The sequence below is a fragment of the Flavobacteriales bacterium genome, assembly GCA_016779995.1.
Classification (GTDB): Bacteria; Bacteroidota; Bacteroidia; order Flavobacteriales; family UBA7312; genus UBA8444.
Window position 1 is genome coordinate 153,428 of the sequence record JADHMO010000002.1, and the last position, 16,654, is coordinate 170,081.

The following is a 16,654-nucleotide window of genomic DNA, read 5'->3' on the forward strand; positions in this document are numbered from 1 at the left end:
GATTTTTTAACCTATAATTCGCCCTATTTTTAGGAGTGCAAGTACAGCTTTAGTTTTCTCTTTTCTTTAGAAGAGAAGCAAATAGCTCTAATTCGCTTAGGTTGGCATTGATAGAGTTTAAAGACTTCATCGCTTTAGAATAGTAATCGTCAATTAAAATGTCGATATGTTCTTGTATGTCCATCGAAGCATATATAGTCTTGACACGCTCCACTTTTTCGGTGTCATTAAGCGATTCTGAACTGTACAAATTCACCAACTCCATCTTTTGCTCGCCTTCAGATAAGGAAAGTGCTTTTAGATAAAGACAGGTTTTTTTGTTGGCAATAATATCTCCACCTACTTGCTTACCGAAAGTTTGTTCATCACCAAAGACATCTAGCAAATCGTCTTTTAATTGAAAGGCTATACCAATATTTCTACCAAATTCGTACAAAGCATCTGCATCTGGATCGCTAGAATCAGCAATAATAGCACCCATTTTAAGTGCCGCCCCTAAGAGAACTGCCGTTTTATATTCAATCATTTTGAGATAGGATTCCATATCTACCTCTGCTTGAATTTCAAAATCCATATCGTATTGCTGACCTTCACATACTTGCAGAGCCATTTCGTTAAATACAGCTAAACACTTAGTTAATTGTTCGGACGGTAATTCGCATAAGTATTGATAAGACTGTATAAGCATAGCATCACCTGATAATATGGCTACATTTTCATTCCATTTAGAATGAACCGTTGCTTTGCCCCTCCTGACAGGTGCTTTGTCCATGATATCATCGTGCAACAGGGTGAAATTGTGGAAAACTTCTATCGCTAAAGAGGGCTTAATGGCTTTTTGGATATCCTCATCGAATAATTGATGCGCCAACAACAAAAGAATTGGACGCATACGCTTACCTCCTAAGGACAAAATATATTCTATAGGCGAATACAAATCGGCTGGAGAGCTAGGGTATTTTAAGCCATACAGCTCTTGCTCTACTAATGTTCTTAATTCGTCTATAGATTTCATTGCTTTTTTAACAAGGATAGTAAATAATTTCCGTAACCACTTTTCAATAATGGCTGTGCTAACTCCCTCAATTGATTGTCATCAATGAAGCCCATTTTATAAGCAGCTTCTTCTATACAGCCTATTTTACGTCCTTGTCTGCTTTCGATTACTTCTACAAATTGACTGGCTTGCATCAAAGACTTGAAGGTGCCGGTATCCAGCCAAGCTGTACCTCGTCCTAAAGTTTGAACTTTTAGCTTACCTCGTCTGAGATACTCTAAATTGACATCTGTAATTTCGTATTCTCCTCGTGCTGAGGGACTAATGTTTTTGGCAATTTCGATAACATCGTTATCGTAGTAATATAAGCCCGGAACGGCAAAGTCAGACTTGGGGTTTTGAGGTTTCTCCTCAATACTTATTACATTGTAATTCTTATCATATTCCACAACACCATAACGTTCAGGGTCGTTAACGTGATAACCAAAAACTAAGCCTCCATCGACATCAGTGCTAGATTTAAGAATTTGACTTTTCATATAGAAAATATTATCTCCCAACACCAAACACACTTTATCGTTGCCGATAAATTCTTCACCTAAAACAAAGGCTTGCGCCAAGCCATTAGGAACTTCTTGAACTTGATATTCTAAACGGCAGCCTAAGGAACTTCCATCACCCAACAAGCGTTGAAAAAGTGGCAAATCGTGAGGGGTAGAAATAATTAGTATTTCATTAATTCCTGAATACATTAAAGTCGTTAATGGATAATATATCATAGGCTTGTCATAAACAGGTAATGCCTGCTTACTGACGGCTAATGTCAAGGGATGTAATCTAGTACCAGATCCTCCAGCTAAAATTATACCTTTCATTCCTTATCGTTCTTTAACGTTAATTCTTTTAGTTCTATATCCTCCTCCTCGTCAAAAACGTCAAGCAGTGGGTCGCTTATAGCTTCTTCAATAAGAGATTTTTCTAAACTCAATAACATAGCGGGCAAAACAATCAAATTAGACAATAAGGCTATCAATAAAGTAATAGATACCAATAAGCCTAAAGCTAATGTCCCGCCAAACTGTGAGGCAATAAAGATAAAAAATCCAAAGAATAAAACAATTGAAGTGTAAAACATACTAACCCCTGTTTCTTTTATAGCAGCCACCACAGAGTCTTTAATGTTGTTGTTTCTGTACTTCAACTCTTGTCGGTACTTTGCTAAAAAATGTATGGTATCATCAACAGAAATACCAAAAGCAATACTAAATACTAATATAGTGGATGGTTTGATAGAAATACCAAAATAACCCATTATAGAGGCCGTTATAAGAAGTGGTATTAAATTAGGAATTAAAGAAACTACTACCATTCTAAAGGAGTTGAACATCCAAGCCATAAAAATGGATATCAATAAGACGGCTAAAAATAGACTAATGAAAAGATTTTTTACTAAGTAAGTTGTTCCTTCTAAAAAGACAACACTAGTACCCGTTAATATTACTTTATACTTTTCGGGATTGAATATTTGGTCTATTTTCAAACGTAACTCATCTTTGAGCTCTTTCATTCGTGAAGTGCCAATATCCGTAACATATAAACTCACTCTACCTATTTGTTGATTTTCATCTACTAAGGCATCTATCCATTGGTTTGGCGATTCACTATTAAGGGTATAATCCAATAGCCATCTTTTCTCTTGGGAGTTGGGTAGGGTATAAAACTGCTCTTCACCATTATATATGGCTTGTTTAGAATATTTTATGGGGTCAATAATAGAAAGTGGTCTTGAAAACTCATCATAGGTCATCAAAGTATCGGTCAATTTATTGATGCGGTTGAGAGTAGATAGTTTAGTAATACCGTTCTTTCTATGGGTATCAATAATAATTTCGAAAGGCATGACAGATTTGTAATGCTTTTCAAAAAATTTAATGTCTTTATATAGCACCGATTCTTTGGGCATATCGTCTGTAATATTTCCAGCAATACGCATTTGAAGAAGACCAAACAAAGAGATGGAAATAATCGTAATTGTTGTGGCATAGACGATTGTTCTCTTTTCTGTTACGAAATAGGTGATTTTCTGCATAAGTTTATTAAGCCATCTCCTATCCAAGTGACTAACGTGTCGTTTTTTAGGTGGATTTAAATAGCTAAATACTATGGGTATAAGCAATAATGACAGAATAAATACTGCGAATATATTTATGGAGGCTACTAAACCAAATTGACGTAAATCCTTACTTGAGGTTAGAATAAATGTAGCAAAACCTAATGCTGTAGTAGTATTTGTGAGAATGGTAATATTTCCTACACGTCTAATCATCTGAACTAAAGACCTTGACTTATTGCCGTGCTCTCTAAACTCATTATGATATTTATTGATAAGGAAAATACAATTGGGTACACCGATGACTATTAAAAGTGGAGGTATTAAAGCAGTAAGTATGGTTATCTCATAACCCAAAATTCCTAGTGTACCGAATGACCAAACAACACCAATTCCTACCACTACCATTGAAATCATCATTACCTTGACAGACCTAAAGAAAAAGAATAAGATGATAGCAGTCACCAAAAGGGCTAAGAAAATAAATAAGCCCACCTCTTTTCTAATCAATTCTGAATGAACGGTTCGTATGTAAGGTAAGCCCGAATACTTCACTTCTTTTTGTGTTGCACTAGTATAAATGTCACCAAAATCGGTAATGGCATTTATCATCTTAACTCGCTTACCGCTGGTCACATAATCATTACTTAATGAGACTAACATCAGCATAGCACTATCATTAATTAGTCTGTCATCATAAAATGGTAATTGCTGTAATTTAGAAATTGTTTTATCTAAGGATTTTTGTGTGCTAACATTTTCAAATAAGGATTCGACAATTAAGCTTTTTTCTTGTTTACTCTTTTTCAAGTCAACAGCATCAGTAATAGAGTACACCTCATCAACACCAGGAATGGATTTAATATTATCGGCAAAACTCTGCCAATGCTGAAAGTTATCAATTTCGAAAAAATTATCGGAATTAACACCAATAATCATAACATTATCCTTGATGCCAAACTTTTCTACAAAGAGGTTGTAATCGAGTTGAGGATCAGAATTTTTTGGAAGTAAACGAGCCATTGAGTAAGAAAGACTTACATCAGATGACTTTTGTACCATAAAGTATGTGGAAACTAATATAAGCCATATGAATACAGCTCTATATCTAAGAATTACTCTGGCAATAGTTAACCACATAGTTTTTTTAAAAGGTGCGCTAAATTAGTCATAAAATTCTGAGCAAAAAAAAAGCGCGATAAAAAATCGCACTTTAAATTTCTTTTTTGATTTAGTAAGTTATACCGTCAAAATTTCTTCTTCTTTCTTAGAGAAAAATACGTCAATTTTTGAAGTAAAACTATTGGTTAAATTTTGCACTTCATTTTCAGAATCCTTGAGAATATCCTCAGAAATACCGTCTAATTTTTTTAGTTCATCGTTAGCATCTTTACGAGCATTACGAATACTAACTTTAGCATTTTCAGATTCTGACTTAGCCTGTTTTACCAGCTGAATTCTACGCTCTTCGGTTAATGGCGGTACATTAATCATTATCATTTCACCATTATTCATCGGATTAAACCCTAAATTGGCATCTATAATCGCTTTTTCCATAACCTCTAGCATACTTTTATCCCATGGCTGAACAGAAATAGTTCTAGCGTCTGGCGTATTGATATTGGAGGCTTGTGATAATGGAGTAATAGCACCATAATAATCTATGCTGACATTATCTAGCATTTGAGGATTAGCTTTACCTGCTCGGATTTTTGAAAAGGCTACCTCTAAATGTTTGATAGCACCATTCATTTGTTCTTTTGCACTATCTAATATAAATTCTATCTCTTCCATAATTATAAATCTAAAAATTAACTAATGTGCCAACAGATTCTCCCTGAAGCATTTTGTATAAATTTTGTTTTTTGTTAATGTCAAATACAACAATTGGCAATTTGTTTTCATTACACAAAGTAAAAGCCGTCATGTCCATTATATTGAGTTCTTTTTCGTAAACTTCCTTAAATGTAATGGTATCGTACTTAGTTGCTGATTTATCCTTTTCTGGATCTGACGTATAAATACCATCAACTCGAGTTCCTTTTAAAATAACATCAGCTTCAATTTCTATAGCTCTTAGGGTGGCCGCTGTATCTGTCGTGAAGTAAGGGTTTCCTGTTCCGCCACCGAAAATAACCACTCTACCTTTTTGTAGGTGACGCATAGCACGGCGACGAATGAAAGGCTCTGCTACTTGCTCCATTTTAATGGCTGTTAACAAGCGAGTTTCTATATCGGCTTTTTCTAAAGCCGATTGTAACGCCATTCCATTAATTATGGTTGCCAACATACCCATATAATCGCCTTGAACTCTATCCAGTCCTTGACCTTCTACTTGAACACCCCTAAAGATATTTCCTCCTCCTATAACAACAGCAACTTCAACACCAAAATCTACAGCAGTTTTTATTTCGTTGGCATAGGCTGATAGCTTTTCTGTATCAATACCAAATTGTTTATCACCCATTAGGGCTTCACCACTTAACTTTAATAGAATTCTCTTATACTTCATAGTGCGCTAATTTAAGGCAAAAAAAAGAGAGTGAAAAACACTCTCTTAATTGATATATTAAAATTAAACTCCAAGCCCGACTCTCTTGAAGTCTGTGACCGTTAAATCTTTCTCTATTTTATTGAGATATTGAGATACTGAAGTCTTAGATTCTTTGATGAACTCTTGGTTCAACAAAGTATTTTCTTTGAAGAATTTATTCAAACGACCTATTGCTATTTTCTCTAGCATTTCTTCAGGCTTACCTTCTTGACGTGCTAAGTCTTTAGCCACATCAATTTCATTGTCAATTGTAGCTTGAGTAACAGAATCTTTATCCAAAGCTATAGGATTCATAGCCGCTACTTGCATAGCTACATCTTTACCTACTTGCTCATCAACAACAGAGGTAAGACCTACCAAAGTTGCTAAACGATTTCCTCCATGAATATATGCAGCTACCTGCGAAGATTCAATAGTTTCGTAAGATGATAAATCTAATTTTTCGCCAATAACACCCGTTTGCTCAATGATTTTTTCTTCGACAGTCATGTCACCTAAAGAACAAGCTTTTAATGCAGCTAAATCAGCAGGTTTATTTGACATAGCAACATCTAAGAAAGATTGTGCTAAAGCAATAAAGCTTTCATTTTTTGCTACGAAGTCTGTTTCACAGTTAAGTGCTATAAGAGCTCCAAACTGACCGTTTGTAGCTGAGATAACAACCCCTTCAGTTGCTTCTCTGTCAGCTCTTTTAGCAGCTACTTTTTGACCTTTTTTTCTTAGGATATCAACCGCTTTAGCCATATCGCCTTCAGCTTCGACTAAAGCTTTTTTACAATCCATCATTCCTGCACCAGTTTGCTTTCTTAGTGCATTTACCTCAGAAGCAGTAATTTTTGCCATTTCGTAAAGTATTTTTTTTAATTATCGATTTTATTTTTTCTCAGTTGCTTCTTCAACTTTCTCTTCTTCAGGAGTAGCTTTGGCTTCAGCTTTAGCAGAAGCACCTGCTTCTTTTTCAGAATTTCTTTCTGAAAGACCTTCTTGGATAGCGTCTGTTACTACAGAAACTATTTTTTCAATAGAACGACTAGCATCATCATTTCCAGGAATACAGAAGTCCACTAAGTTAGGGTCAGAGTTAGTATCAACAATAGCAAAAGTTGGAATACCTAATTTTTTAGCCTCAGCAATTGCAATGTGCTCTCTATGAATATCTACTACGAATAAAGCTGCAGGAATTCTATTCATTGAAGCAATACTACCAAGGTTTTTATCTAGTTTATCACGTGTTCTTGACACTTGTAAACGCTCTCTTTTAGATAAAGTATCGATAGTTCCATCGGCTTTCATTTTGTCAATGGAATTCATTTTCTTAATCGCCTTACGGATAGTAGCAAAATTGGTTAGCAAACCACCTGACCATCTTTCAGTAATGTATGGCATATTTACTTTTTCTGCATGAGCAGATACCGATTCTTTAGCTTGTTTTTTTGTAGCAACAAACATTACCTTTCTACCTGACTTTGCTAGATGCTTAAGTGCTGCACAGGCATGGTCTAACTTAGTAATAGTTTTGTTGAGATCGATAACGTGGATACCATTTTTCTCCATAAAGATATAAGGAGCCATTTTGGGATTCCACTTTCTTGTTAGGTGACCGAAGTGTACACCTGATTCTAATAATTCTTTAAAATTTGTTCTAGACATTTTTAAAATTGTTTACATTCATTAATTAACAATCACTTAGTAGTATAGTTTATAGTCTAAGTAATTTAGATACTAAACAATATCCTAAGATATTAACGCTTACTAAACTGGAATTTCTTACGCGCTTTCTTTTGTCCTGGTTTTTTACGCTCAACCATTCTTGGGTCACGCGTCATTAAACCTTCAACTTTTAGAGCTGAACGGTTTTCAGGATCAAGCTGACATAAGGCACGAGAAATTGCCAATCGTACTGCTTCTACTTGACCAGTAATACCACCACCACTGACATTAACTTTTACATCAAATTTTCCTTCCATATCAACTAGGCTGAAAGGTTGGTTTAATTTATAAAGTAGAGTAGCTGTAGTGAAATACTTGTCTGATTCACGGTTATTTACTGTGATATTTCCTTTGCCTTTGCTCATGTAGATACGAGCAACTGCTGATTTTCTTCTTCCAATGGTGTGTATTGTATCCATCGTTATAGTTTAATTTTTACTTCTTTGGGTTGTTGTGCTTCGTGCTTGTGGTCAGCGCCAGCATAAACGTGCAGGTTAGAATAAAGTGTATTGCCTAACTTATTCTTTGGCAACATACCTTTAACAGCTTGACGGACTAATGACGTTTGGTCTCTGTCGAACAATTCTTTTGGAGAAATTCTCTTTTGACCACCTGGATAACCCGTGTGTTTAAAGTGCTCTCTGTCTGTCCACTTTTGTCCTGTTAGACGAATCTTATCTGCGTTTATAACCACTACATAATCACCACAATCGGCGTGTGGAGTGAAATTGGTTTTGTGCTTACCTCTTAGCATAAATGCTACCTGAGATGCTAAACGACCTAAAACCAAATCTTCAGCATTTACTAAAACCCACTGCTTGTCAGCCGTTTCTTTATTTGCTGATACCGTTTTATAACTTAGTGTATCCACTATAAATTATTTTTATTATTAACACGCTTTAGAAATACCATATTCCAAAGGGTCGGCAAAAGTAGAACTTTATTTTAATTCAACAAAATTTTATTAACCATAATTAGTTGATAATTTTCATTTCCTTTCCAACCTTGGTAAAAGCAGCTATGGCCTTATCTAGGTGCTCTTTGGTATGAGCTGCCGAAACTTGAACTCTAATTCTGGCCTGTTCTTTTGGTACTACAGGGAAAAAGAATCCGATAACATAAATACCTTCTTCTAGCAATTTATCTGCCATTATTTGAGAGGTTTTGGCATCGTATAACATAACTGGCACAATGGGGTGGACGCCCTCTTTTATATCAAAACCTGCTTCAGTCATTTTACTTCTGAAATAAGTGGTATTACTTTCCAACTTATCTCTAAGTTCTGTAGAATTCGATAGTATATCGAGTACTTCGATAGCTGAACCAACAATGGAAGGTGCTAAAGAATTAGAAAATAAATATGGTCTAGAACGTTGTCTTAACATATCTATAATTTCTTTTCTGCCAGAAGTAAAGCCCCCCATAGCTCCGCCCAAAGCCTTTCCTAATGTTCCCGTAATGATATCAACCCTACCCATAACATTATGGTATTCGTGAGTTCCTCTTCCTGTTTTACCAACAAAGCCTGTTGAATGGCATTCGTCAACCATTACTAAAGCATCGTATTTATCGGCTAAATCACAAATTTTATCTAGCTGAGCAATATAACCGTCCATTGAAAATACGCCATCAGTGACAATAATTCTATGACGTTGGGCTTGAGATTCAATCAATTTTTGTTCTAAATCGGCCATATCGTTATTGTTGTAACGGTAACGAACAGCCTTACACAAACGAACACCATCTATAATAGAAGCATGATTCAATGAGTCAGAAATTATGGCATCTTCCTTGCTGAAAAGCGGCTCAAATACGCCTCCGTTTGCATCAAAAGCTGCAGCATAAAGAATAGTGTCTTCGGTACCTAAAAATTCAGCTAACTTATGTTCTAAAGTCTTGTGAATATCTTGAGTACCACAGATAAACCTCACTGAAGACAAGCCAAAACCATGAGTATCCAAACTATCTTTAGCTGCCTGTATTACTCTAGGGTGAGAAGATAATCCTAAATAATTATTTGCACAAAAATTAATAACCTCGTCACCACTACTTACTCGTATGTCAGCTCCTTGCGGAGTAACTATAGTTCTTTCATTTTTATAAAGCCCTGATTCTTTTATTGATTTCAGCTCCTCAAGCAGTTGATTTTTTAATTTACCGTACATACTATTTATAATATTTTAAGAATAGAAAAAGGGAGTCTCCTCCCTCTTTACTAAGAATTATTTTCCAATTTAAACAAGCCCTTGGTCAAGCATAGCGTCTGCTACTTTGACAAAACCAGCAATATTGGCTCCTTTTACATAGTCAACAAAATCACCGTCAGAACCATAGGCTACACAAGATGTATGAATATCTTTCATTATTCGTTTTAACTTTTCGTCAACTTCTTCTCTTGTCCAATTCATCCTTATAGAATTCTGTGACATTTCCAGTCCTGAAGTCGCTACTCCACCGGCATTAGATGCTTTGCCTGGGGCAAATAATATTTTAGCGGCTTGGAATGCCTCAATAGCCTCTGGCGTAGAAGGCATATTAGCTCCTTCTGAGACACAAATACAACCGTTGTCGATTAAGGTTTTGGCTTCATTACCATCCAACTCATTTTGTGTTGCACAAGGCAATGCAATATCGCATTTAACCGTCCATGGTCTTTGCCCTTCAACAAATTCACAATTGAAACGGTCTGCATATTCTTTAATACGACCTCTCTTGACATTTTTCAATTCCATGATAAAAGCTAATTTCTCAGCATCAATACCATCTTTATCGTAGACATATCCTGATGAATCGGAAAGGGTTACAACCTTAGCTCCCAATTGAGTAGCTTTTTCACAAGCATACTGAGCAACATTTCCAGATCCTGAAATAGCAACTACTTTATTTTTAAAGTCTTGATTTTTAGTTGCCATCATATTTTGTGCAAAATAAACAGTACCATAACCTGTAGCTTCTGGTCGAATTAATGAGCCGCCCCAGTTAATCCCTTTGCCAGTAAGTACGCCCGTAAATTCGTTTCGTAAACGCTTGTACTGTCCAAACAAATAACCTATTTCTCTTCCGCCAACACCAATATCTCCTGCAGGAACATCTGTGTTAGGTCCAATGTGACGGCTAAGTTCAGTCATAAAAGACTGACAAAAACGCATCACCTCATTATCGGATTTACCTTTAGGGTCAAAATCTGAACCTCCTTTACCGCCACCCATAGGGAGTGTTGTTAAAGAATTTTTAAAGACTTGCTCAAAGCCTAAAAATTTAAGAATCCCCAAATTTACTGATGGATGAAATCTCAAACCACCTTTGTAAGGACCTATTGCTGAATTAAATTCAACTCTAAAACCTCTATTGACATGAGTATTACCCTTGTCATCTAACCAAGGAACTCTAAATATTATTGTTCGCTCGGGCTCTACTATACGTTCCAACAAATTTGAGGATTTGTACTTAGGATTATCTTCCATAAAGGGGATAATTGCTTCAGCAACTTCTTGAACTGCTTGAATAAATACTGGTTCGTGAGCATCTTTAGCTAATACTCCCGCCATAAATGCATCAATTTTATCTTGGTACTTCACAGACATAAATTAGTTTTTTATACGCCAACAAATGTATACTTTTTCAATATTCAAATGATTTTTTTTTGAAAATTTTAAGGTACACAAAAAAACACTTTTTAATCCTATACATCGTGTAAATTATACACTAAACTTAGTTTAGGATAACTTTCTCGATACGATGGGATTGAATGCTTTGAAATTTTAAGAAATAAATCCCACGAGCATAATTCTTAATGGAAAGATTTATTTTGATATCGGTATTAGAGTTTAGATCTTTTTGCCAAATTAATTTACCCGAAATATCAAATAATTGAAGATTCGATGGACTATTTTCATCCTTTAATTCAATATGCAATAAATCCTTTGTGGGTTGTGGATAAACACTAAATTTATATTTTTCATTGCTATGTAAACCAACTGTAGTATCTGCATTTGCTGACGTTTCTGGCAGCTCAGCTCTTTGGTTGGCTAGTACGCCATGTATGAGTCCCATTTGTCCTTTTGTAAAAATATTCTGACAAGCGGGGTCAGAATAATCCATGTAGTTTTCTACCATATCATGAAAATCAAAAGGAGAATCTACACAAGTATTTTTATTATGATTACACACATTTTGACCATCTGAATCAGAAAAAGGTGTGTCATCAATACCGTCATCATCACTACATGGGCCATCACCCCAAACGTGTCTCAAACCTAAATAGTGTCCCATTTCGTGGGTTGTCACTCTACCTAAAAAGGCTACTGGCATACCCATATTAACTACGGCATCTCTACCAAACAATTCGTAGTGAATGACTACTCCATCTTCATTAGCAGGTGTTGGCGGATCTCCTTCCCAATTAGGTAAGTTATTGGGTGGTGTGGCATAACCTAATAATTGTACTTGTCCGTTGATTCTTATATCACAAACCCATATATTGATGTATTTGTTATTGGGCCATCCAGAAATACCCCCTGTACTTTCACTTTTCATAGAGTGCAAAATATTAGAGTATGGATCATACAAAGCTGACTCGTCAACAAAAGACGAGACAGTTGTTGGCGTTCGAGTTATACCATTTGTAGGGTTTCCTTGAGGGTCTTTTGTTGCAAGGAAAAATTCAAAATTAGCACGTCCTGCAAGCGTATCAAATTGTGCTCTTGTGTTAGTTGTATCAGCATTCAATCTTCTAAAATCTTCATTCAATACTTCTATTTGAGATTTAATCACATCATCGGAAATATTTTCAGCATCGTTTTCGTATAAAACATGTACAACAACAGGCAGACGTAGTATAGAATCAGGGTTAGATGAGTAGGCATTATTTTCAGACCATGCTTTTGCCTCTTCAAATGCTCTGTCAATAGACTTTTTATAGTTTGGGTTGACACTCTGGTAATGCTCAACCATTAAATTGTATCCACAAACGGCAGTATGTTGAGAAAACAGTAAAAATGGGGCAAATGTAAATAGGATAAAAAATAGTTTTTTCATAGTGTAAGCGCTTTAATGAATAGCAAAGGTAAAAATTAAATACAATATATGCTTCCGGGTCGAGCGTTTATAACGCCCTCTAGCTCTAATTTCATTAATATTTCTGCCAGCTCACTTGCTGATAGCTCCGATTTTTGACTGATATTATCAATGTGTAACTCTTTATTTTCAGCTATTAAATCATAAATAGACTTTTCATTTGGGGTAAAGTCAAATAGGCTAGTTTGAGTGTTAGTTTGAAGCTGTTGCCACGACAAATTATTGACGATGTCCTCAATACTCGTATAAATCATAGCTTCATTGTTTTTTATCAATTCTAAACAACCCAAAGAATATTTATCGTTAACTCTAGCTGGTACCGCAAATACATCTCTACTATATGAATTAGCCATTTTAGCAGTTATCATTGCTCCTCCTTTTATTTTACTTTCTATCACAATTGTGGCATCGGCAAGCCCTGCTACTATTCTATTTCTTCTCACAAAGTTTTCCCTAAGTAGTTTTGAAGAATTTAAAAACTCTGTCAACAAGCCTCCATTTCGTGTCATTTGTTTGGCTAAATTTTCGTTTGACTGGGGGTAGATGCGTTCTAAACCGTGAGCTAAAACCCCTATGGTTTGTAAATTATTTTTTAACGCCTCTTTATGTGCACAACTATCAATACCGTAAGCTAATCCACTAACTATTATAGGAGAAAATACACTCAGTTCTTTAATTAAATCTTTACATACTGAAAGCCCGTATGCACTTGCCTTACGAGTTCCCACAACACTAATTATGCGTCTATTGCTCCAGTCTATTTTACCCTTAGAAAACAATAATATGGGTGCGTCAATACATTGCTTAAGTTGTGTAGGGTAGTCTGAATCCCAATAAGACAAAATGGAAATTCCATGCCCTTGAATATATTTCATCTCTTGTTCGGCTCTACTCAATACGTTTGGATTTTGTATCTCTTTGGCTAATACATTACCAATAGTTGGTATTTTTTTGAGGTTGGCGATTTTCTCTTTAAAGACGGCTTCAGGACCACCGCAATAGGCTATTAATTTTTTGGCAGTAATAGGACCTACACCTTTAATAAGTGAAAGGGCTAATTGAAATATAAGCTCTTGTGACATGGCATTAAATTTGTACTTTGCAAAACTAAACAATATAATTTATGAAACATTTTTGGTCTTTAGCTTTGTTATTTACAGCATTTACATTTTTAAAATCTAAAGGACAGGAAGTTAGTGGGCGTATTTCGGATAAATTGACTAATGAAACATTAATAGGCGTTAATATACTGCTTGATGGAAAGGGTGTAGCATCGTCTGATTTTGATGGAAATTTTAGCGTGGTCACTTCTGAAGGTGTTCATGAAATGGTTTTTAAATTCATTGGCTACAAGGAGGAGAAAATAAAGTTCACGCTGTCAGCTGGAGAAAGTAAACGAATTGAAATAGAAATGAGCGAAGATGCTGAACTCATTGAAACGGTAGTGGTTTCGGCAGGAAAATTTGAACAACGTATTGAAGAAACCACCGTTTCTATTGAGGTAATAAAGCCAAATTTGATTTCCAATAAAAACACCACCAATATTCAAACTGCCATTGACCAAGTTCCAGGTGTAAATATAACCGATGGTCAAGCCAATATAAGAGGAGGTAGCGGTTGGAGTTATGGTGCTGGAACACGTGTTCAAGTATTGGTTGATGATATGCCACTAATCTCAGGTGATGCTGGTCAGGCGCAATGGAGTTTGATTTCTACAGAAAATATCAACCAAGTAGAAATTATAAAAGGAGCAACATCAGCTTTGTATGGGTCTTCGGCTTTAAATGGCGTTATCAATATTAGAACAGCTTATCCCACCGACAAACCAGAAACCAAAATTAATTTTCATAACGGCAAATACGCCAACGCTAAGCGTAAAAGCCTTAATTGGTGGGGCTACAACAAAAGAAAAGTCTATGGTATGGATTTTTTACACAAACAAAAAATCGGCCATCTTGACCTCGTCTTAGGTGGGTTTTTCTTAGAAGACCAAGGGTATAGATATAAAGAGGTAACGTCTAGGCAAAGAATTAACTTCAACACCCGCTACAGGAATCCAAAAGTAGAAGGTCTTTCCTACGGAATTAATGCTAATTTTTTGTTTAATGAAACAGCATCTGCGCTAATTTGGGAAAGTTATGAATCGGCTTACATCCCCTTAGATAGCGCAGTAACCAAGACAAGTGGAGATGTCTATAACATAGACCCATTCATAACTTATGTAAACCCTAAAAGTGGAGACAAGCATAGATTAAGAACGCGTTATATGAGAGTTATAAACGATAATGAAACAAAAGACGACCCAGATGGACAAGATAATCAATCCACTACATATTATGCTGAATATCAATACCAAAAAAACCTTGAATCTCTTGGAATTAATTGGACTTCAGGTCTAATGAATGAATATGTTGATGCTGTTGCTGAATTATTTAATGGCACTAACTACAGACTTAATAATGCTGTGTTTACCCAATTGGATAAAAAACTAGGAAAAAGGATTAACCTTTCTCTAGGTGCTAGATATGAGCAATTTATGCTCAAAACAAGTGAATTGTATGAAATATCAGGCGATAGTGTGAATTCCTTCAAAGCCGCTAAACCTGTTTTTAGAGCAGGTATCAACTACCAATTGGCTGAAGGCACTTTTTTGAGGTCCTCATGGGGGCAAGGCTATCGTTTCCCTAGTATTGCCGAACTATTTATAGAAACTGAGGTGACTAGCGGCATATATGTTTATCAAAATCCTGAACTCAAGCCTGAGTCTGGTTGGAGCTCCGAACTTGCCATAAAACAAGGTTTCAAAATAGGTAATTGGGGTGGGTTCATAGATATCGCTGGATTCATTATGGAATACGAAAATATGATGGAGTTTAGCTTTGGTCAGTGGCAACAAACAACAGCCAACAGTTTAGGTATCGGCTTTAAGTCCATAAACATCGGCGACACTAGAATTTCTGGTATTGAATTTTCTTTAAGCGCAGGTGGTAAAGTAGGAAAAAATGAACTGATACTTTTAGGAGGATATACCTATATCGATGCGATACCCCTAAATCCAGAAATCCCTTATGGTGAAGATATTAATGGCAACGAATTGAACTATTATAATACCAGCTCTTTGGATTCAAGCTCACTATTTTTAAAATATAGACACAAGCACGTTGCCAAATTGGATATGGAATATAAAACAGGAAATTGGTCATTTGGAACGAGCTTTAGGTACAATAGCTTTATGCTAAACGTGGATAAAATATTCGTTGACCCCTTCTTTGAAACTTTAGTGCCCGGTATTCCTGAATCTAGAGAAAATCTTGCTAATGGGGACTTTATTGTAGATACTAGAATTATTTGTGAGTTATACCAAACAACTTCACTATCTTTAATCATCAATAATTTATTGAATAGAGAATATCAGACTCGTCCAGCTAATATGATGGCGCCACGAACTGTATCACTCAAATTTGGTATTTCTATATGACAGTAATTGGTATTATACCTGCACGCTACGACTCAAGTCGTTTTCCTGGAAAGCCCCTGAAAAACATTTTAGGTAAAAGCATGATACGCCGTGTGTATGAACAAGCTGAACAATCAGAATTAGAAAAGGTTATAGTTGCTACTGACGATAAACGCATTGTAGATGAGGTACTTTCCTTTAATGGCGAAGTTATAATGACCTCATCCGAGCATATTAGTGGCACAGATAGGTGCCTAGAAGTAGCTCAAAAGATTGCTAATGTCAATGATATTATCATCAACATACAAGGTGACGAACCCTTTATAGAGCCCCAACAAATCAATCAGCTCATAGCAGCTTTTACCGACAAGGAAATCGGTATAGTCACTTTATGCAAATGCATAGAAAAAGCAGAAACATTAGTCGATAATAGTAAGCCAAAAGTCAAATTTGACGACAATAAAAAGGCTATTTCCTTTGATAGAGTGATAAATTCACCATTTGAAGACGGTATTTTTTACAAACATATTGGCGTCTATGCATACCGTTTTAATGTATTAGAAAAAGTTTGTGCTTTAAAACCTTCTTCTCTAGAAATTAAACATAAATTAGAACAATGGAGGTGGCTACAAAATGGATATGACATACTAGTTTTAGAAACGCCCTTCGACTCCTATTCTGTAGACACTCCCGAAGATTTGAAAAAAATTATTGAAAGATTTGGGGACAGCAACTGATTTTGATACTTTA

At 35.7% G+C, this 16,654-nt stretch carries 15 protein-coding genes; 2 read left to right on the forward strand and 13 right to left on the reverse strand.

Annotated features, from left to right (window positions below; translation table 11 throughout):
* Positions 1-49: 49 nt before the first annotated feature.
* From ISP71_02580 to dprA, 13 genes are all read right to left on the reverse strand, one after another.
* Positions 50-1,015 carry a polyprenyl synthetase family protein gene (locus ISP71_02580; GenBank protein MBL6662967.1) on the reverse strand — a complete coding sequence of 322 codons (966 nt, stop codon included), beginning with the start codon at positions 1,013-1,015 and terminating at the stop codon, positions 50-52.
* Complete coding sequence (gene rfbA / locus ISP71_02585) at positions 1,012-1,872, reverse strand: glucose-1-phosphate thymidylyltransferase RfbA (protein ID MBL6662968.1); 861 nt, start codon at positions 1,870-1,872, stop codon at positions 1,012-1,014. Before rfbA ends, ISP71_02580 begins: the two co-directional genes overlap by 4 nt.
* Positions 1,869-4,247, reverse strand: coding sequence for an MMPL family transporter (locus ISP71_02590; protein ID MBL6662969.1), 2,379 nt, complete (start codon positions 4,245-4,247; stop codon positions 1,869-1,871). The genes rfbA and ISP71_02590 overlap by 4 nt, the downstream gene beginning before the upstream one ends.
* Before the next feature lie 99 nt (positions 4,248-4,346).
* Positions 4,347-4,904, reverse strand: coding sequence for a ribosome recycling factor (gene frr / locus ISP71_02595; GenBank protein ID MBL6662970.1), 558 nt, complete (start codon positions 4,902-4,904; stop codon positions 4,347-4,349).
* A 7-nt stretch (positions 4,905-4,911) separates the two neighbouring features.
* On the reverse strand, positions 4,912-5,619 hold the full coding sequence (locus ISP71_02600; GenBank protein MBL6662971.1) for a UMP kinase: 708 nt from the start codon (positions 5,617-5,619) through the stop codon (positions 4,912-4,914).
* Positions 5,620-5,682: 63 nt separating this feature from the next.
* Positions 5,683-6,504 (reverse strand): elongation factor Ts, encoded by an 822-nt coding sequence (locus tag ISP71_02605; protein ID MBL6662972.1) that lies wholly within the window; start codon positions 6,502-6,504, stop codon positions 5,683-5,685.
* A gap of 30 nt (positions 6,505-6,534) precedes the next feature.
* Entirely contained in the window at positions 6,535-7,311 is a 777-nt protein-coding gene (rpsB, locus tag ISP71_02610) for a 30S ribosomal protein S2 (GenBank protein ID MBL6662973.1), read from the reverse strand.
* A 92-nt stretch (positions 7,312-7,403) separates the two neighbouring features.
* A complete protein-coding gene (gene rpsI, locus ISP71_02615) occupies positions 7,404-7,790 on the reverse strand; it encodes a 30S ribosomal protein S9 (GenBank protein MBL6662974.1) in 387 nt (128 codons plus the stop codon).
* 2 nt (positions 7,791-7,792) lie between these two features.
* Entirely contained in the window at positions 7,793-8,242 is a 450-nt protein-coding gene (gene rplM / locus ISP71_02620) for a 50S ribosomal protein L13 (GenBank protein MBL6662975.1), read from the reverse strand.
* A 103-nt stretch (positions 8,243-8,345) separates the two neighbouring features.
* Positions 8,346-9,536 (reverse strand): glycine C-acetyltransferase, encoded by a 1,191-nt coding sequence (kbl, locus tag ISP71_02625; protein ID MBL6662976.1) that lies wholly within the window; start codon positions 9,534-9,536, stop codon positions 8,346-8,348.
* 69 nt (positions 9,537-9,605) lie between these two features.
* Positions 9,606-10,955 (reverse strand): NADP-specific glutamate dehydrogenase, encoded by a 1,350-nt coding sequence (gdhA, locus tag ISP71_02630; protein MBL6662977.1) that lies wholly within the window; start codon positions 10,953-10,955, stop codon positions 9,606-9,608.
* Positions 10,956-11,082: 127 nt separating this feature from the next.
* Positions 11,083-12,408, reverse strand: coding sequence for a T9SS type A sorting domain-containing protein (locus ISP71_02635; GenBank protein MBL6662978.1), 1,326 nt, complete (start codon positions 12,406-12,408; stop codon positions 11,083-11,085).
* A gap of 35 nt (positions 12,409-12,443) precedes the next feature.
* Positions 12,444-13,529 (reverse strand): DNA-protecting protein DprA, encoded by a 1,086-nt coding sequence (gene dprA / locus ISP71_02640; GenBank protein MBL6662979.1) that lies wholly within the window; start codon positions 13,527-13,529, stop codon positions 12,444-12,446.
* A gap of 41 nt (positions 13,530-13,570) precedes the next feature.
* Here dprA and ISP71_02645 point away from each other — a divergent pair, with 41 nt between their 5' ends.
* Complete coding sequence (locus ISP71_02645) at positions 13,571-15,925, forward strand: TonB-dependent receptor (GenBank protein ID MBL6662980.1); 2,355 nt, start codon at positions 13,571-13,573, stop codon at positions 15,923-15,925.
* Entirely contained in the window at positions 15,922-16,641 is a 720-nt protein-coding gene (gene kdsB, locus ISP71_02650; GenBank protein MBL6662981.1) for a 3-deoxy-manno-octulosonate cytidylyltransferase, read from the forward strand. Before ISP71_02645 ends, kdsB begins: the two co-directional genes overlap by 4 nt.
* The last annotated feature ends 13 nt before the right edge of the window (positions 16,642-16,654 follow it).